General features: G+C 63.2%; 16 protein-coding genes and 2 pseudogenes. 3 read left to right on the top strand and 15 right to left on the bottom strand.

Annotated features, from left to right (window positions below):
* Positions 1 to 7: 7 nt before the first annotated feature.
* The 7 genes from G9272_RS30325 to G9272_RS30295 all read right to left on the bottom strand — a co-directional run bounded on the left by G9272_RS30325 (position 8) and on the right by G9272_RS30295 (position 6,584).
* Entirely contained in the window at positions 8 to 811 is an 804-nt protein-coding gene (locus G9272_RS30325; RefSeq protein WP_171402243.1) for an integrase, read from the bottom strand.
* Positions 812 to 829: 18 nt separating this feature from the next.
* Complete coding sequence (locus G9272_RS30320) at positions 830 to 1,681, bottom strand: sigma factor-like helix-turn-helix DNA-binding protein (RefSeq protein ID WP_171399457.1); 852 nt, start codon at positions 1,679 to 1,681, stop codon at positions 830 to 832.
* A gap of 177 nt (positions 1,682 to 1,858) precedes the next feature.
* A complete protein-coding gene (locus G9272_RS30315) occupies positions 1,859 to 2,260 on the bottom strand; it encodes an ATP-binding protein (RefSeq protein WP_171399456.1) in 402 nt (133 codons plus the stop codon).
* A 96-nt stretch (positions 2,261 to 2,356) separates the two neighbouring features.
* Complete coding sequence (locus G9272_RS30310) at positions 2,357 to 3,208, bottom strand: helix-turn-helix domain-containing protein (RefSeq protein WP_171399455.1); 852 nt, start codon at positions 3,206 to 3,208, stop codon at positions 2,357 to 2,359.
* A gap of 66 nt (positions 3,209 to 3,274) precedes the next feature.
* On the bottom strand, positions 3,275 to 3,544 hold the full coding sequence (locus tag G9272_RS30305; RefSeq protein WP_171399454.1) for a hypothetical protein: 270 nt from the start codon (positions 3,542 to 3,544) through the stop codon (positions 3,275 to 3,277).
* Positions 3,545 to 4,041: 497 nt separating this feature from the next.
* Positions 4,042 to 5,589 carry a metallophosphoesterase family protein gene (locus G9272_RS30300; protein ID WP_216377839.1) on the bottom strand — a complete coding sequence of 516 codons (1,548 nt, stop codon included), beginning with the start codon at positions 5,587 to 5,589 and terminating at the stop codon, positions 4,042 to 4,044.
* A 635-nt stretch (positions 5,590 to 6,224) separates the two neighbouring features.
* Positions 6,225 to 6,584, bottom strand: a complete 360-nt coding sequence (locus G9272_RS30295) for a hypothetical protein (RefSeq protein WP_171402242.1) — start codon at positions 6,582 to 6,584, stop codon at positions 6,225 to 6,227.
* A 323-nt stretch (positions 6,585 to 6,907) separates the two neighbouring features.
* Here G9272_RS30295 and G9272_RS30290 point away from each other — a divergent pair, with 323 nt between their 5' ends.
* Complete coding sequence (locus G9272_RS30290) at positions 6,908 to 7,051, top strand: hypothetical protein (RefSeq protein WP_171399452.1); 144 nt, start codon at positions 6,908 to 6,910, stop codon at positions 7,049 to 7,051.
* 706 nt (positions 7,052 to 7,757) lie between these two features.
* On the opposite strand, the gene G9272_RS30285 is transcribed toward G9272_RS30290, so the two are convergent.
* The 8 genes and pseudogenes from G9272_RS30285 to G9272_RS30250 all read right to left on the bottom strand — a co-directional run bounded on the left by G9272_RS30285 (position 7,758) and on the right by G9272_RS30250 (position 14,508).
* A complete protein-coding gene (locus G9272_RS30285) occupies positions 7,758 to 8,714 on the bottom strand; it encodes a BsuBI/PstI family type II restriction endonuclease (RefSeq protein WP_216377838.1) in 957 nt (318 codons plus the stop codon).
* The gene (locus tag G9272_RS30280) at positions 8,711 to 10,171 is read right to left on the bottom strand and encodes an HsdM family class I SAM-dependent methyltransferase (RefSeq protein WP_171399451.1); all 1,461 of its coding nucleotides are present in this window, start codon (positions 10,169 to 10,171) and stop codon (positions 8,711 to 8,713) included. The genes G9272_RS30285 and G9272_RS30280 overlap by 4 nt, the downstream gene beginning before the upstream one ends.
* 695 nt (positions 10,172 to 10,866) lie before the next feature.
* Positions 10,867 to 11,196, bottom strand: a pseudogene (locus tag G9272_RS30275) (transposase family protein); the annotation flags it as partial.
* A gap of 241 nt (positions 11,197 to 11,437) precedes the next feature.
* A complete protein-coding gene (locus G9272_RS45515; RefSeq protein ID WP_253267989.1) occupies positions 11,438 to 11,665 on the bottom strand; it encodes a hypothetical protein in 228 nt (75 codons plus the stop codon).
* A gap of 77 nt (positions 11,666 to 11,742) precedes the next feature.
* The gene (locus G9272_RS30265) at positions 11,743 to 11,955 is read right to left on the bottom strand and encodes a helix-turn-helix transcriptional regulator (protein WP_171399450.1); all 213 of its coding nucleotides are present in this window, start codon (positions 11,953 to 11,955) and stop codon (positions 11,743 to 11,745) included.
* A pseudogene (locus G9272_RS30260) lies at positions 11,945 to 12,154 on the bottom strand (replication initiator); the annotation flags it as partial. The gene G9272_RS30265 and the pseudogene G9272_RS30260, both read right to left, overlap by 11 nt.
* Positions 12,155 to 12,168: 14 nt before the next feature.
* A complete protein-coding gene (locus G9272_RS30255) occupies positions 12,169 to 12,624 on the bottom strand; it encodes an NPCBM/NEW2 domain-containing protein (RefSeq protein WP_171399449.1) in 456 nt (151 codons plus the stop codon).
* Positions 12,625 to 13,512: 888 nt separating this feature from the next.
* Positions 13,513 to 14,508, bottom strand: a complete 996-nt coding sequence (locus tag G9272_RS30250) for a hypothetical protein (RefSeq protein ID WP_171399448.1) — start codon at positions 14,506 to 14,508, stop codon at positions 13,513 to 13,515.
* 556 nt (positions 14,509 to 15,064) lie between these two features.
* Here G9272_RS30250 and G9272_RS30245 point away from each other — a divergent pair.
* Together G9272_RS30245 and G9272_RS30240 are read left to right on the top strand one after the other, a co-directional pair.
* Positions 15,065 to 15,876 (top strand): IS5 family transposase gene (locus G9272_RS30245; RefSeq protein ID WP_437184317.1). Its coding sequence is split into 2 segments (ribosomal slippage): positions 15,065 to 15,419 and positions 15,419 to 15,876, totalling 813 coding nucleotides; the frame shifts between segments, so codons are not numbered across the junction.
* 785 nt (positions 15,877 to 16,661) lie between these two features.
* Positions 16,662 to 17,576, top strand: a complete 915-nt coding sequence (locus tag G9272_RS30240; RefSeq protein WP_171399447.1) for a GNAT family N-acetyltransferase — start codon at positions 16,662 to 16,664, stop codon at positions 17,574 to 17,576.
* The last annotated feature ends 88 nt before the right edge of the window (positions 17,577 to 17,664 follow it).

The raw sequence follows: 17,664 nt of genomic DNA, 5'->3' as shown, positions 1-17,664 counted from the left end.
GCGCCGGTTACTCCGACAGCACCCAGTGAAGAACAGTGGCATCGTCCTGCGCTTTGCCGCTCGGCCAGCGCCGACCATCAGGGTCGCCGGTCTCTGCTTCCCTCACACGGCGGATCAGTTCACCGGGCCCGGCAGAGCTGAGGACTGACAACGTCCCTTCCCAAGTAGCGATGTCAAAGGAGTCGACAAGGCGCGTCGCCCCGTCGCTCAGCAGCGTTACGGACGCCAGGTTCTCCAGCGGTACCACCCCGGTCAGGGCGTGTTCGGCCGCTTGCGCATCGGGCCCGGCGATCCAGAAGCCGCCCGACCGATTGCGGAGCCCCGTAAGGGCATCCCGGTACCGGGCCAGGGCGGCAGCATGTTCGGGTGAGCCCGTGAGCAGTTCGTCGACTGGACCGCGGAGCCGCTTGCCGACCTCGTCCAGGCGCTGGTCGGTGATGGCAGTCGTCTTCCCGTCCTCGTCGGCGAGGAGGAGCGTCGAATCACCGAGCACGACGTATTCCAGAGCTCCCGCGCCGACCCGGACGGCAACGACGGTACTGGTCGGGCTGGCCCGATAGGTCAGATCGCAGCTGTCCTCATGCAAGGACCGAACGACCCGGATGGAGTCGGCCAGGCAGTCGGCAAGCGGCCGGGCAGGTTGTGCGGTGATGGTGCTCAGCAGCAGCCCGCCCAGTGTCGAGGAGAACCAGGCGATGCCGTGCGTGCACCCGGTCTCCGCCCCGGCCACGCCGGCCCCGTCCAGGAGAACAGCCGCCCCGGCAGCCGCGGCGGCGAAGTCCTCGTTTTCCCGCCCTGGTTCAGCAGGCAGTGCGGCGAGGACGACGTTTCACGCCGTCGTCTCCTCGTCGTGCCGGTAGAGGGGAGTGAGCAGTTCGACGGACTGCGGTTCGCCGGTCTCGGGGTCGTATTGGACGCCGACCAGCGTGGAGAAGCAATGCTCTCCCACCTGGCCCCACAGCGTGCTCAGGTCGGAGGCGAGCAGCTGGACGACGCCGAGGGATCCTTCGTTGTGGATGCTGGCGATGGCGAGCACCGAGCCGTTGCCGTCCGGGCGGGGCAGCCGGCCGAGGTATCCGACGTCGTACGGACGGTTCGAGTCGGTGTCCTGTCCCGCGCGGTGCGCCGTGCCGGTACGACGGTCCACCAGCGTCCACGGCTCACCATCGGGGTGTTCCCAGCTGAGTACTGGGTCCTGGGCGTAGAGGTCGCTCATGTCCTGGGACATGCCCGGCCCGCAGACGACGACCAGGCCGTCACGGTTGAGGTCGACCTCACCACTCACCAACACATTGCCCGAGCTGACATCGAGCCCGTACGACTTGGCCAGCTCCTCCAAGCGCTTCCCGGAGTTCACGTCAGCCATAGCGACGACGGTGCGCTTCTTGTCGTCGTCCCACCGAAGCGGAGTCACGACCGTGACAGCACCCGCACCAAGGAACGCACCCTCCGGCGCCGGGCCGGTATGCCGGATCTGATGGATCCGCCCGCGGCTCAGGCCGGCCTTTTCGGCGATCTGCGCGTACGACAGCCCTTGCGAGTGGAGGTCCTGAACCACACGACGGCGGAGCCGGGCGAGTTCGGTCACCTCCTGCTGCGCGTCGGCCAACCGCGTCGTGACCTCACGCAGGAGCAGGTACGGATCATCGATCGCCATGATCCGCTGCAACTCGTCCGACATGACCACACCTCCTAGAAGTACCCAGGAGTCTAGGGCCCTAGACGGAATGGGCGGGAGTCGCCTGCCCGAATGAACACCGATCACATAGAAGCCGGCCCGCCGCCGAGGCACCCCCCCCGAGGGCTCACCCGCCACTGCCCACGAGGCGGCTACCGATCACCGCCGCGCATGAGCCCTTCACGAGCCGTTCCGCGCCAGCTCGGCCCAGACGCAGCGCGCGCCGGAGGGTCGGTCCTTCACTCCCCAGTCTTCGGCGCAGGCCGCAATCATCATCAGCCCGCGGCCATCCTCTTCCACGCCTCTGGCCACACTTCGAACCTGGGGTTCCTCGTCGCCACCCTGGTCGACGACTTCGACTCGGACCAGGTCGTCGCGGAAGTGGACGACTACGAGGAACCATCCGCGGTACCAGCCGCTCCGCGTATGCCGGACGGCATTGGCCGCCAGCTCCCCGACGACCAGGACGGCGTCATCGACGAGGTCTGAAGCCTCATCCTCGAGCAGGGCGGCGACGAAGTGACGGGCCTGCGCCACCTGCCAGGCCAAGCCGGGAAACATGCGGCACCAACTTTGGGACATGGGAACACTCCTCCTCGTCTAGGGGGCTAGACGACACAGCGAGCAGAGTATTCCCATGCGCGACCCATGAGCCAGGCATCTTGAGGAATTATTCCTCTAGCGGGTGGCGAAGTCTTCCATCTCCCGGAACTCCTGCATCACCCGGAGCAGGAGCTCACGCACCTCACGGCCGAAGATCGCAGCCTCTTCGAAGCGCCGGAAGGTCTCCTCGTACAGGGCGACCTCGTCGAGGTCGTCCGCGACCCGCTCACCACGGAAGGACTCGACGACGACCGCCCGCTGGTCGCACAAGGTGAACCCGTGACGAGGCATGACCGGCACCGCCCGACGCCAGGGGATCACTCCGAGGCGCACAGTGCTCAGACTCTCGACGGCCAGCAGCCGGTCGAACTGGGCAAGCATCAGCGAAGGATTCCCCGGCCACGTCCGCAACACGGCTTCCGTCAGCACGAACACCGATTCCCGCCCCGGCTCGTACAGAAGACTCTGCCGCTCGACACGGGCAGCGACAGCCCGACCGACCGCCTCAGGAGTCGAGTTCGGCGCACTCGCGAAAACGTGCCGGGCGTACTCAGCACTCTGAAGCATGGCCGGCAGGACAACGCACTGGAACGAGCGAACCAGCCGAGCAAACCGCACCGCCTGATCGAGGACTGCGCCAGCAGGAACCTCCTCATCGGACAACTCGATCGTGTCCGGTGCAGCTTCCACGGCGCCCAGGAGGTCGCGCACTTCACGAGAGGTCGACTCGTCGAGATCGAGAGCCAGCGACAACCGACCCAGTACGTCGAGGCTGGGAACCATGCGCCCGTTCTCCACCTTGGACACGGTCGGTTGCCCCACGCCGGCCCGCTGCGCCAACACGGCACCCGTCAGACCAGCCTCTGCACGAAGCCCTCGAAGACGCATCCCGAGCGCCTTCATCAGCTCCCGCCGTTCACTCCCCATACCCAGGGTTCTACACCACGGGGCAACGGTCTCCCGATGCGCCGAGGTCCATCCGTCCCGCAGTCCTCAGGAAGCGGCCTCTTCCGATCGCACCCAGGCCAGTTGCACGTCACTGAGCGGCGGGGAGAACCAGTCGGGGAACGCCATCATGAGGGGCTGAGGCCACATGTTCTCGGCCCCGTGCCGTTCGCAGTGCAGGGCGATGAGGTGCGCCCCTTCGCCACAGCCGTCATACCGGTAGAAGCGGTCATGCGGTTGGCAGAAGTACGAGAACACTGAGCAGTCGTCCTCATCCACCGGTTCGTAGAAGTCCGGATCACACACAATCTGTGTCACGGGCTCCTGCCGGTTGAAGCTGGGGATGGGTCTGGGATCACGCCACAACAGTCGAGATGGGAGCACGCGACCATCTTCCCTCCAGGCCCAGCGTTGCAACGCTGCTTGTCTTGATCGCCCAGGAAGACGCCAGCAGCTAGACCATGATTCAAACTTTCTCTACTGGTTCAAGGCCCGCGCACGGCGCGGGCGCGCGCCGCCTCTGCGGCGCGGCCTGCCTCCTGTCTGCGCCCCGGCTGGCCGCGCCCGGCGGCTGCGGGCATGAAGTGGGAGACACCCTCTCTGGCTGGGGCGGTCGGCTCCACGGCTTTAGGCAGCCACTTTGGGGCGAGCCTCGAAGATCATGGCCCCAACGTCGTGCTTTACGGGCAGGTCCACTGACTGCCCGACTCGCCATGAGCTTACGGGGCCATGATCACTCGCCCCAAAGCAGCTCCAGCCCAAAGCCGCTCCGCCGACCTTATCGTTGAACCTCAAGATTTCACTCGACTAAAACCTCAACCAGGACGATTCTCGAGAGTACCCCGGTAGAGCGTTACAAAGTCCTCGCTGAATTCGCTACCATCAATCGGCCCACTGAAGAATTTGGCCGACCATCGCTCAGCCTCCGGATGCCATTTAACGACATTGTAAGCCAGGCGGCCAGTACCCTTTCCAAGGGAAGCGCCACAGCCCACTGCGGTTATTTCTCGTAGAAATCTCCCATTCTCGAATATACCCTCTAGTCGATGCCTCGGAAGGTGCTTATGACCATGAAGAATTAGAGGCACATCTCGCTTCGCGCACCATTTGAGAAATTCCTCAGAATCGCGCATTTCTATATACTTCTCATTGCCCATAAACAACCCTTTCAAGCCCTTTTGTATCGGGCGCGCCTCCTGCGGCGAGTACGGGATTGGATGGTGGTGGACAAGCGCTATTCTTGAATACTCCGCAATTTGCGGACTTCTCTTATATTCGGTCAAAAGCTGCGTAGCCACTCTGCGGCGTTGATCAATTGAGACTTCCCCTCTAGCGAAATCCTGCCCTTCAGAGGAGTTAAACAACAGGAACACACAGCGCAGATCGTCATCTGCCAGCACGCCTGGATGGAAGGCGATCCTCGACAGGAACCGCGTGTCCTCCCCCAACTTGCCGAACTTCAGGCCATAAACACGCTGGTCGTGATTGCCTGGCACGAGGATTGGATCCTTAGGGCACGCGTTACTAAGCGCCCTATAGAAGCGATCAAATGCCCAAAAATCAACCTCTCTGGTCGAGTCAAATACGTCACCTGTGATCACTACGCGATCCATCGCGGGGAGAATATGACCGAGCCACGTCTCGAAATATGCTTCATGGTGTTGAGCCTCATCTGTGCCAAAGTGAAGATCGCTCAGGTGGAGGATTTGATTAGAGCGCACCCCATCCAGGGTGGAATTGTACTTATCCATTACGGCTGACAAGGCCTCTACTCCGTGATCAAACTCGCGCGATAGCTGAATGAAAAGTTCCTCGGCGTGGGCTGCCGGGACAAATGCCTCTCCCTTTCCTTTCGCCCAAAATAGAACGCCGGGCCAGATCTCTGGATTGTCGGCGATAGCCTTAATAGGCGGCAATGGGTCAAATATCTGCAGACTCTCGGAGTCGCCGATCGGGCTCGGCATGAGGACTATCGCGTTACTCCCGGAAGAGTATGCAGCATCTCGGAGCCATGAATACATTCGCACATTTCGCTCATCCAACCCCACAGGCAGTATGCAGAGATCGAATTCACTGAAGATATCACGCAACCCTGAGAGGGCATGCTCGACAGTCGCTCCATCAAGGGGCTGATAAGGTCCGGCCTGGAGTTCCAAGCCGTACCTTTCGCGAGACTCCATTGCAGTTTGCGAAACCCGATAAATCCAACTCGGGTCTGCGGATATAAGGTTACTCTCTGCATTCTGAAGGCTGCCGAGGAATCGCTGAACATCCTCGCCCGTTAGACGGGGAGGCTCCTCTGTCAGCCACCGCGATAGGTACGCCACGATGTTCGCATCGCGCAGTTCAAACCGATAGCCCATGGCACATCCCTGGGGGTTTGACTAAGTGTCCTCTACCTATCCAGCTTCACGCCACAGCACCTTGATCGCATCTCAGTAAGTACCCAGTCCGAGCCGCCTGCAGCGGCCGAGGCTCTCACGAGGACCAGACGATAGTGAAGCGCGCATATCTGGCTGCCGCCGTCAAACATGTATCAAAGTTGGAGGGGCAAGGGAGGGGCCTCGGAGCGCGCCACTGTGGGTCAGAAGACAAGTGCGTAATGAAGCGCGGGAATTGATTTGGAGTCGTACTCATCACGGCCGGCGCGCAACAACTCGCGGCCAGCTCGCCGCTTGGGCAACCTCGCAACGAGGCTCGGACAGTGCGCGGCCACCCCAGACAGTTACTCGTGGTTCGCAGGCGGCTGAAGCTCGTGCCACCGAAGCCTCCGCCGTCGGCTGGCCGGCCGGGCAGTGACCAACGCTGGGCCGTCTCTGGGCCGTCCGACACCGGCCAACGTCGACAACCGACGACAGCTAGCGCGCACATCAGCGCAGGTCAGCCCAACGCCCCACGTCAGCAGTCGACTTGGGCACCCATTGAAACCAGTTCTAGTTAGAGTAGTCCACGGCCAGGACGAGAATGATCCCTGACCAGCGGTTTCCCGCCCTCGCTCCTAGAGCGGTGGCTTCCTGGCAACCAGCGGCAGCGGCCAGCTAGCGCAGGCCACGAGTGCGCTGCCGTCCTCCGTGAGGAAGAGCAGGGTGAACCGTGTCCGATTGCCAGGATCGATCAGCGCTGAGCGCACAGGCAGGCCGTATTCCCTGATGAGCTGCACTGCTCGCTCCAGCCCAAGGGGTTCGAATCCGTGCATCCGCATGCGCTGAAGTCGACGACCGAAGACTCCGGCATGCGCACCAGTGGGTTGCACCCGCTCCTCCACCGAGTAGGGGGCGCCGCTGCGGAGGGCGGCCAGAGCTACCACGGACGCCTCATCATCACCGATCAACAGCGATTCCAACACATGCCGTTCCATGGTCACCCCGTTTGGATCGTGCGGGACAGCAGCCAGGTGCCGCAACCCTGGTAGCCGCCCCCGCACGGTAGCGTCCCACCGGGCCCGCCCAGCGGCCGGTATGACTCTGCTGACCGATCCCGCTAGAGCTACGGATCAGAAGGTTCTGACATCCACCGCTGACATCAACGACGCCGGACGGGGGCGTACACCGACAATCCTGTCCGGCCGTCGCGCCAGTCGACTACGACGTCCGAAGCGGGATTGAACCGAACTCCTAAAGCGGGTGTACGCGAGCGCGTAAGGCATCCCGGCATGTGGAGGCGCCATGTCATCATCGGGCGATGCTGACTGAGGAGGACGCGCGCCAACTGGTGCTTGCCGAGATCGACAACGTACGAGGCCACGTCGAGTACTCCCTCCAGATCCTGCGCGTAGAAGCCATGTCATTCGGGTGGATCTTCTACTGGGGGGGCAGCCGGGGATGACCAGAGTGGCCGGCGCCCTCGGCTTGGAGGCAACGGCCCCTTCCTGGTGGATCGTGACAACGAGCGGTTGATCCGAACTGCCACCAGCCGTCCCGTGGCCCGTCAAATCGCTGACTACGAACGCCGACTACGACGCGAAGCTCACGCCCGGAACGCGGCAGCGAAACGATCTGTACAGCAGCCATGAGTGTCTAACTGCGTGACAACGCCGACAACCAACCGCGGACGAGTACGGACGTCTGCGGACCATCAGCGCAGGTGAACAGCACACCGGCCCAAGGTAGAGCCCTCGCCCAAGTTGCTTCGGGACGAAGAGGTCCTCCCCCAAGGTCCCCACCGCCATGCTTCCGCCAGCACAGCTCGCTCTGGTCGACAGCTTGGCAGCGTGGCTGGGGTCGGTGGGGTGCAGCGAGGCATACGCGCGCCGAGGCGATCGGCTCACCCGCCATCGTGGCTGACTGTCGTCGGCTGAGGTTCGTGCCACAACCGTGCCAGATGCAGAGGTCAGCACGGTCAACACCGGTGCCCTGCGGTCAACGAGCCGCCCGCTTCCCCGGTCGGCGAAGTCGCAGCTCATGCCCGAGACCACCGAGCCTGTCTCATAAAACTGTGATTCCTCGACCACCCGCCGTACGCCAAGGCAGGCCACCAGCGCGCCGCCGGCTTCAGTGGGGGAAGATCATGAAGATCCCTGCCCCATCAGTAACTACTCATAGGGGCCGAGGAACCGTGAGCCGTTCAGGTGGATCAGGTGGTCAGGCGCGTCAGCCACCCAGGCTTCGGTCTCCCATGCGAGGTCGGCCAGCCACTTGCGCATCGTGGCGCGGTCCGGGAAGCAGTTCACGAACACCAGCCCTGCCTTGTCCGTTGCGAAGAGGGTCTTCAGGTGCTCACGCCGTCCGAAGTCGATGGGTCCGTGAGAAGTGACGGCTTCCATCAGGAAAAGCCAACCGCGCCGCTCGTCGTAGACCACGAGGTCCGGGTTCTTGCCGTGTTCGTCGAAGGTCAGTCCGAGGCGTGCGAGAACGTCGTCTTTACGGATGTCGTAGCGGTGATCCTTGGCATCCCCCAGGTAAAGCACCTGCCCGCCGGGAGCGAAGCGAGGGCAAAACTCCTCGACCATGTCCCGGATCAGGGGGTTCTGGCCACCAGGAGAGAGGCGGAACGGAGAACCATCGGGCAGCGTGACCGGGAGCATCTGCATCTCGCGAGTGGCCTTGTAAGCGGCCTGCTGGGTAGGAGCTTCGGCTATCCAGGCGTCGAGGGCGTCCTGGAACCCCGGGGTGCCGAAGAGACGCACTACGGACAGAGCAGCCGGAGCGATCCGGTAATTGTTCTTTGAGGAGTTGACCGCGCGCCCTTCGGGAGCATCGGAGTTGTGCTCAGCGAACCCCGCGTCGACGAACTGGTGGAGCGTCTGCTTGCGGAACGTCTCGCGCGAGTTCGGGGCGTACCCCTTGCCCCACTTGTCCGCAATGATGCCCATGACTTCCGTGACGCCGAGGCGCGGATTGGTTGCCACGTCCCACGGCTCGCCGGGCTCCAGGCCGAGCAGCACAAGGACTGTCAGGGCGGACCTGTCATTGGAGCGAACCTTGTCGAAGCCGAAGGCTTGCAGGAGGGCGCTAGCGTTGTCGACGGATGCTCGTAAAGGGCTGATCACTCTGCTGAGCCTACGACAGCTGGGAACAAGTCAGCTACGAGAGCGTCGAGCTTCGCCTGCTCCGGGAGCCATTCCGGCGCGTTCTGCGCCAAGCGCACCAGGTCGTCACGGGAGGGGAAGGGGAGCGTCTTGACGTCCCCGGCGTTGACCTGGGTGTGCCCGGAGAAGGTGCGGAAGATCGCGTCGAGCATCGAGGAGTTCAGCCAGAGCATCAGCCCGTGCGCGAGCTGAGGGTCGATAGGCCCCTTCTTCTCGTGCAGGTAGTTGGTCTTATTATCCAGGGCAACCGGGCCATCGTGCTTCCAGACGCCCGCGACCACGCGCCGCTTCTCCTCCTTCGCGGAGAAGCGTTTGATGACAACGTAGTGCCCCTCGGGCAGGAGTAGTTTGCTGGCGGCCTCGGTGGTGGGGGAGAAGCCTTGCGGCTTCTTCGCGGGGCGCTGTGGCCACTCGATCTCTCCGCCGCGCACATTCGCCTGGTAGACCATCGGCACGACACTGTCGGCACTGAGGTCTTCGGTCAAGTATTCGCGATTGCGGAAGTCGACGACCTTGCCCGTGCTGACGCCCAAGCCCAGGTCGGCCAAGGTGAATGAGACGGCCGGCGGCACGACCGCGGAGTCATCGAAGCGGACGAACCGCTCGCGGTCCCCGGGCAGGACCACGGCATCGAACGGGACGGTGCGGCGCAGCGGGGCGTCGTCGTGCGCAATCGACGCCGACAGGACGACCTGTGGTTGCTGGTCGCCCCGTGTGCCAACCACGATGACGTTTTCCTGGAGGACGCCGGTGTCGGCGAAGACCGTGTTGCGGCTCTCGAAAACGTGGAGGACGTCGAGGCTGGTGCGGTCGAGCATCCACTGACGAAAGGCGCGGTGGTAGGTGCCATTGGCCCAGGAGCGGGGCACGATGATCGAGATCTGGCCCCCAGGCGCGAGGGTGGCTGTGGCCCTGGCCCAGAAGGCCGTGTAGATGTTGCTGGCATCGACCAGGTGCTGCGCAATGACCGTACGGTGCAGGCTGCCTGCGGCGAGCTTTCCATAGGGCGGGTTAGCGACGACGAGGTCGAACGGCCCGTCGATGAATGCGTCGTCGTCGGTGAGGTAGTCGCCTTGCACGAGGTCGAACGTGGTGCCGTAGGTTGCCCTGCATTCCTCGAGCGTGGCCCGAAGGTACGGCATGACCTGCGGGTCAGTCTCCACAGCAACGACGTGAACGTCCAGCTCAGGGCGATCTTCGTGCAGTCGGGTCACCAGTGCGGCGGTCAGCGAGCCGACCCCGGCACCGGGATCCAGAACGCGCACAGTATGGCTCAGCGTCTCTAGGCGAGGCATCGAGGCGATCAGGTCGGCGGCTGGTGCAGGGGTAAAAAACTGCCCCAGGGCGGCCTGAGTCCGGGGGTCAAGGACACTGAGCGCTTCCACCCGTCGTGCCTCAGTGTTCTCGATCAGTTTCACGTCCGCGATCCTCTCACGGGGCACCCACGTGAAGTCATTAGTGGAGATAAATGCTAAATCCGCCGCCCGTGGCAACGTCGGGAGGCAGGTACTGAAGGGCGAGAGAGCCCAGGGCGCCCCGGGAGTGATATGTCATGCGCTGATCATCCACGAACCCACCGACAGCGCCCCTAGGCTGCCAGCGGGCACCCAGAAGCCGGTAGCCGGTTGCACGGCGCACGCCGGACCCCGGAACCCCCTAGCCTCCCAGGGTGGAGACTTAGCCTTGATCGAACTCCAGAGAGGTGCCCATTCAGTCGTGGACCATCCGTGGACTCGTCCCGTCTGATCTGCCTCGCGCAGTGCTATGACCTGCTGCGTTGCCCGACTCTCAAGGGGCCTCCGGAGCCGTGTGCGCAGGTTCGAATCCTGCCGGGGGCACCTTGGATTAGGTGCCCAAAGACCCCGCCACCAGCGCTTTCGCTGAGGACGGGGTCTTGGCGTATGTGCAGGAAGATGCCGCCGGAAGCAGCCGTTTGCCAGTGATCACGCAATGGCCACGTAATGATCTTGGTGGCCTTCCGTGCAGGTCCGCTGTCACAAAGGACGAGGCCATCGAGCCCCAGGCGACACACTGAGGCTCGATGCACAGGGTTGTCCCGTAAATGATCTCCGAGTTGTCGGAGGGGCGGTCGGCCTCCTTGAGGATCGGTCGTCTATCCGGCGAGGGTGAGGTTATGCAGCCGGGCAATGCCGAGCACGGCGTGGTGGACGCCATCTCCCTTGAGACGGCAGTCGCGCAGGATCTTCCAGCCCTTCATGTGGGCGAATACGTGCTCGCCGCGGGCGCGGACCTTGCGGTGGGAGGCGTTGTGCTCTTCCTTCCAGGCCGGCAGTTGGGCCTGGAAGGGCTTACAGCGGTGTGGGATGACCAGGCCGGTTCCCCTGTAACAGCCGTCCGCGATGGTGGTGGTCTCCCCTGGGCGTTGAAGACCACTGCTCGACGTCGCCGGTAGGTCTGCGTTGCCGAAGGCTTGCCGTCCAACCTCCGGCCGTGCGCATCGATGAGCTCATATACACGCACGATCTCTTGCAGCTTCCCCACCGGAAGCGACGCCTTTTCGATCCACCGCACCGCCGCAGAGATCTCCTCCGGCCGCTCCCGCTCCCGCTCCCTGCGCGGTATCGGCAGAACGTACGAGCGCAGCGCCCGCTGCAGCACCTCCGGAGCCGGCCGCCCCCGTCCAGGCTTGACCAGGACGGGAACGACTGTCGCCAGTGCGTCGGTCATGCTGTCCCGCTGCTTGGCTGACGCCTCCATCCACCGCGCGCATCCACGTACTTGAGCGCCAGGTCGAGGAACGACAGCGCCGCCCTTCCGCCCCGCAGTGAGTCCGGCAGACCGGTCACGGTGTCGAACGGTTCGCCCTTGTCAGCGGCACGCAGAAGCTTTGCGCGGAACCGGTCCGCCAGCGCCTTCGTCTTGTGCGACTCGTGGAACGGCTCACCATCCACGGACCACCGGACGAGATACGTCGGCTTCTTCGCGGAGCGATTGATGCTGAGCTTCCAGATGACGACCTTTTACGACTTCACGACGCCGCCCCCTCCGCCCGCTCCTCCAACCAGTCGTTGAACACGTCCCGCCGGACCCGCAGCTCACCGTTCGGCAACCGGATGCAGGCCGGCGCGAGACGCAGTTCCCGCCAGCGGTAGAAGGTGCGCCGGGAGATGCCGCCCAGTTCGTCGAGGACCTGCCGCACCTTGAGCAGCTCGGCCGCCTTCGTACGGGTCTCACGCGCCATGGGAGTTACGCCCCGCGTAGCGCCACCGGCCAACCGTGACCGTCGGATGGCCGGCCAGGCCGAGTGAGGTCTGTTGCTGCTCCGCCCGGTGGTCGGTGCGGGCCTGCCGAAGGGCGGTCAGCGTGGTCGAGTAGCGCCGGGGCTTGGTGGAGAAGTGACCGCCGTACCCGAGCATGTGCGCCCAGCGGCGGAGCCCCAGAGGCACCGCACGGGCTACTTCAGCTTGGCGTCCCCCCACGAGCCATAATAGTAACTTCCGGCTTCCTGACCTGCGTAGGTGATGATGAGCTTCATCCGCAATGCGTGAGTGACGTCAACTTTGACCTCCTGCGATTCTCCGAGGGGAATCCCCTTCCCATATTTTTTTGATCCGTCCACCACTACCTCGAAAGTCAGACTTCCTCCCGTCGGGGAATCGTCCCGTAGCCCCACTGTGGCCGAGAAAGTCCGCCACTGGCGACCAAGGTTGTATTCGGCAAAGCTCACAGGACCAGCAGCATTGGCGCTGAGCGTAACACTTCGGGCGAACCCTCTTCCGTTTATATCTGCTGCGCCGGCATCCACTCCGCCTGAAGAAGTCAACGTATCCAGATCTGTGAGGTATTGCCCCTGTGCGGCCGGGTCAGTGAACTCCGACTCGGTTGACGCCGAGGGTTCACTTTCAGTCACAGTAACAGTTGGTGCTATCGTGGTAATCGTGCGCGTGGCTTGGTCCGGACTGCTTTTCCCAGCTCCGCACGCAGCGACGGTGGCTAGCGCTAGAGATATCGCTACCCACGCTGCTACGGCACTGATCGGCCTGGTTGATGAACATCCCAGCTCGCACAGTTTCCTCATCAATTCCTCCGGTAAGTTCAGCCCATATCATGCTCACTTATGAGGAGGTTCGTAAGACGGAGAGGGCGGGGGGTCGTGATGTGTTCCGTAATCTGACCCATGAGTGTTCAGCGGCGAGCCATCAGGGGACTCCCCTGGCCCGTTTGAGCGAGGATACACAAGCGCTTCTCCTTTTCCCCATTGGAGCACCAAGGCCAACAGGGCGAATACTGCCGACATGAGAGAAAAGGCGAAACCCAGCCACAGCCCAGCTCCAGTACTCACTGTGGTCCCGCCCGTGAAGGATGTTGCGAGCCGACTGTATAGGTCTGCCAAGTCGGATACGTCTGCCACCTTCATGACGTAAATAACCAGAAGCGCCAAGGAAGCTACAAATGCAGCCTTTACGTAGCGCCGATCAGTCGTCACCATGGCTACTCCCAGTAGGACAATGGAGGCGAAAGTCGTGACAACGATCAGAGCCGGACCGGCAGACTGCAGGGAATCCCCGAAGGCATTCTCGCTGCCACTCCCGCTCGTGAGCCAAGGAGGGAAAAGCATGATGAAGCTCAGAAACGCGCAAATCGCGGCCGCAGCCAGCGGCCAATCACGCGACGCCTTCCAGTTCAGCGAATAGTGTGACCAGCTAGCAGAAGTTGTCATGCCTCCTCCTATGAGGCCCTAATCTGGAAAGAGTCGGGTCAAGAGCCTGGGACACAGGTGCGCATAGCCACCAGGGGGCTACAGGGGATCCGTCAGGCGCATGATTGAAGGATTGTTATTGTCGGCGTATTGGATGACGGCGACGGCGGGGTGTCCATCAGGCGGTGGACGGTAGGGATAGCATGCCCACACCTTCGAATCAAGCGCAGGAGGCACAATGACCTGCTCATTCTCAATCCCGAGATTACATTCGGCAGAATCCCAGTAGGGCTCTTCGGGGGTAGAGAAACGAGCAACTCCATCCCTGTCGATCATCCACATGTCGACAGGACCAACCGCTAGGTCACCGAAACGGTCAGAATTTGCTATCTTGCCCTCTAGGCGCGTGATGGAATCACTTGGGAGAGGGCGGAAGCCGGCCATGGAAAGTTTCACGGCCTGAGAATCATCAGGACGGCGCAGCTCTATTGCGGCAGGTGCAGCTGACGTATTCGAGGGGAGGGCGGGTGCGCAATGTGCTTGGCCAGGCTTGCTCTGTAGATTCACCTTAGGTAGGTCTGTAAATTCAAGCTGTGTCGGATGCAACGTTGCTGGAACCTCTCCGACGGCTGTCGGCACAACAACCTCTGCAGACCCATTCAGCAATCCGCATACAGCCATCCCTGGGGGAAGAAGAGTGTCATGTATGCCCGTTTGCTTCGGAAAGATCGCGTTAGACAAACGCACGTCATATGTGGGAGAGCCTTCCGCGACATGCACCTTTCCCGCGAGGTTGGCCATCTGCGCCAACCCTTTTGCGGAATCCGAATTATTGCGGATCCCCAGTTCCACCGTAAGGGTGTCCCAGCCGCGTCTGGATTTAGCCCTGTCTACGTTCAATAGCACGAGCGAGATGCCCTTTAGGTCCCCCTGCCGAGCTTTGGGTAGGCCGGGATCCACCTTTACGATTGACTCCGCATGATCGGCACCCAAGGGACGAGCGCCGCTCTCCGTGGTCGAGACAGCAAGAAGAATGGCGAAGGAGCACGTGACAAATATCCGCTTCTTCATCGATATTTCCTCGATCTCTGCCACCGCGCGAGGGTCTCGAAAACTAGCATCGCGCAATTACTCGCGGACCGTGGTACAGGAGCATCAACAAGGAGTAGCTTCTCGCGTGACGCTTCACTGGAAGTATTCCGCAAGTTCAATTGGATCACGAAGCTGACAACTGGGCAACTTGACGGCAGCAGGAGCGGAATATTTCGAGTTTCAACCGCCCGACTGTAAGTTGCGGTCTCCGTCGGCCTGTAAGGCGCCGTGATACCAGCCGCGTGCAAACCTACCGTGCTACGAGCCGAGGAGCTCGGGGAAGACTTAGTTACAGGTCCTCGTTACGTACCGCAATTGAGCCTTACGGAGGGCATATGGTCTTCGTGGTCGTCAAGTAAAAGTGGTCCTCAGCCACTCCCACTCCGCCGCCAGGGATTTGAGGCGGAGCCGCCCCCTTCATCGTGGTGACTGCGGCGGTCGTGTGCGTCCGGACGTGGGCAATCCGATACCGACACCGCGTACTAACAACGGCTAACACAAAGAGGTGGATCGGTCCTGGCTGCCGTGACTGGCGCGGGAGTTGAGCGTTCGGTCTGGTGTGGGGACGTCGCCGTGGATTGTGTCGGATGAGCTGTGGGATCGCCTGGAGCCGCTGTTACCGCAGCGTGAGCGGCGCTTTCGGTATCCCGGCCGCAAGCCGTTGCCGGACCGGGACGTGCTGTGCGGGATCTTGTATGTGCTGCATACCGGGATCCAGTGGGAGTACTTGCCGCAGGAGCTCGGTTTCGGCTCGGGCATGACGTGCTGGCGGCGGCTGCGGGACTGGAACGAGGCCGGCGTGTGGCAGCGGCTGCACGAGGTCCTGCTGGCCGAGCTGAATGCGGCTTCCCGGTTGGACTGGTCGAGGTGCGTGGTCGACTCCTCCCACGTCAGGGCGTTAAAAGGGGGATCCACACGGGCCCCTCGCCGGTCGACCGGGGCCGGGCCGGCTCGAAACACCATCTGATCACCGACGGGCACGGCACCCCGCTTGCGGTCCTGCTGACCGGGGGCAACCGCAACGACGTCACGCAGTTGCTGCCGCTGCTCGACGCGATCCCGCCGGTCCGCGGCCGGGTCGGACGTCCCCGCCGCAGGCCGGACTCGCTGTTCGCCGACCGAGGCTACGACCACGACATCTACCGCGACCAGGTCCGCGCCCGCGGCATCGTGCCCGCGATCGCCCGCCGCGGCACCCTGCACGGCACAGGACTGGGCACCTACCGCTGGGTCGTGGAGAGGAGCTTTGCGTGGCTGCACGGCTTCCGACGTCTGCGGATCCGATGGGAACGGCGAGCCGACATCCACGAAGCATTCCTCAAACTCGCCTGCTGCCTCATCACCCACCGACAACTCAGCTCATTGTGTTAGCCGTTGTAAGCCGTGGCGCGCGGAACACGGAAGGGGATGCCGACCGGGAAGTTGGGGGGCGGTGGACCCGTGCCAGGAGTTGGCCAGGTGGACCTCGGCGCGTTGCTCGCGGTGCGACATCGCGCGCCGCCGATAAAGCGGTGCAGTCCTGGGCCATGCTCCACCCGGGCCGGGAACGCATCCGAGGCGGTGCGGCTGGCGAGGTTGGGTGCGTCAAGCGCGTGTTGTGCGTCGCCGAGCACCGTGTTGCCGAACCCCGGGCCGTGCCGGAGAAGACCGCCAGTCAGGCCGCCCGAATGCGCAAAAGGCCAAAGCCGATCGTTGGGGCTCCTCGGTTCAGCAGATCGCTGACACGTGTGTCGGGCTGCCGGATGCGGATGGCAACGCTGTAGGGGCTTCGCGTCGGCGTCCACGACACACAGTTTTTGAGGGAAGCCGGGCTCAGGCTGTCACCCTCGCGACCGATGAACAAGTTTGAACACCAGGCCAGTTCATTACGCAACTGTCTTCGCTCCGTCCCTGCGCTGCACCGAGCCTCGTCTCGATCGAGAGACGCCAACAGCCAAACCATGATTCGAACTTCCTCCACTGGTTCAAGGCGGCTCGTCCGCTCCCCGCGCGCGGCACGGCAGTCAGCCGCCTGATGCCAGAGCAGGGGTACGTCGTGGCTGGGGCGGTCGGCTCCACGGACCGCACGCCAATCCTCGGGAAGTACACGAGTCCCGGAGGCCTGTCGACACCAAATTACCGACCCAGGCCCACGACAACGTGGCTAGTGTGACCAGGTGACAGAATTCAGGATCCTCGGTGACAACAAGGAATGGCAGAAAGACTTCGAGCAGCGGCTACGCGCTCGTTATACAGCGGCCGGACTCAGCGACGCCGCGGCGGAACGCAAGCTCGAAAATGTACGCGCCGATGTCGGCACCTGGACCATCGCCGAGATCACGGACGCCGGGACCCGAGTGGGATACGTCGCCGTGGTCGTGGCTGACGACGACGGCGCGCTCGCGGGCCGTATCGGCGACCTCCGGTTAGACGCGCTCCACGCTGGCCAGGGGCACGAGCAAGCCGCCCGAGACTGGGCTGAGGGATGGTGTGCGGAGCACGGCGCACGTCGGCTGGGCATACTCCTCACCGAGCCCGCCGGCGAGTTGTTCAACGGTTACGGCGTCCGTGGTCAGCTCAGGATGCGGCGCGTCAGTTCTCCGCCGGAACCACTCGGCGGCGTCACCGCACGGCCGATGACACCGACTGAATATCCCGAGTGGCTCGCCTCCGAGAAGGCCGCCTACGTCGGCGACATCGTCCGGGCGGGAGCTCTGAGCCCCGAGGCGGCCGTCCGCAAGTCCGATCGCGACTTCGCGAAACTGATTCCCGAGGGCCTGGCGACGCCCGACAACACGTTCTTGGTGCTCGAAACGGCTGGCGAGCAGATCGGCACCGGCTGGCTGAAGCACGGGAACCTACCAGGGGTCACCTACGGCTACTCACTGCACATCCAGGAACAGCACCGCGGCAAAGGGTACGGGCGGGCCGCGATGGCGGCCGGCGAACGGGCAACGCTCGCCGCCGGTGACTCGGCACTGATGTTCACCGTGTGGGGCGGCAATGAGGTGGCGATGAACCTTTACACGAGCGCTGGCTACCAAGTCGTAGAAGAAAGCCGTTCCATTGACCTCCCCCGCTCTGCGGCCTGACGCGAATCACCACAACTGGGTGCTTTGTGGCATCGGCACGAGCCGGCCGTCACGGGTCGCTCTGGCCGACGCACTCCGGATAGCGTGG

Origin of the sequence: Streptomyces asoensis (genome assembly GCF_013085465.1) — a bacterium.
Taxonomy (GTDB): domain Bacteria; phylum Actinomycetota; class Actinomycetes; order Streptomycetales; family Streptomycetaceae; genus Streptomyces; species Streptomyces cacaoi_A.
The sequence above is the reverse complement of the archived record's forward strand: the minus strand, read 5'-3'. Positions and strand labels throughout refer to the sequence as shown.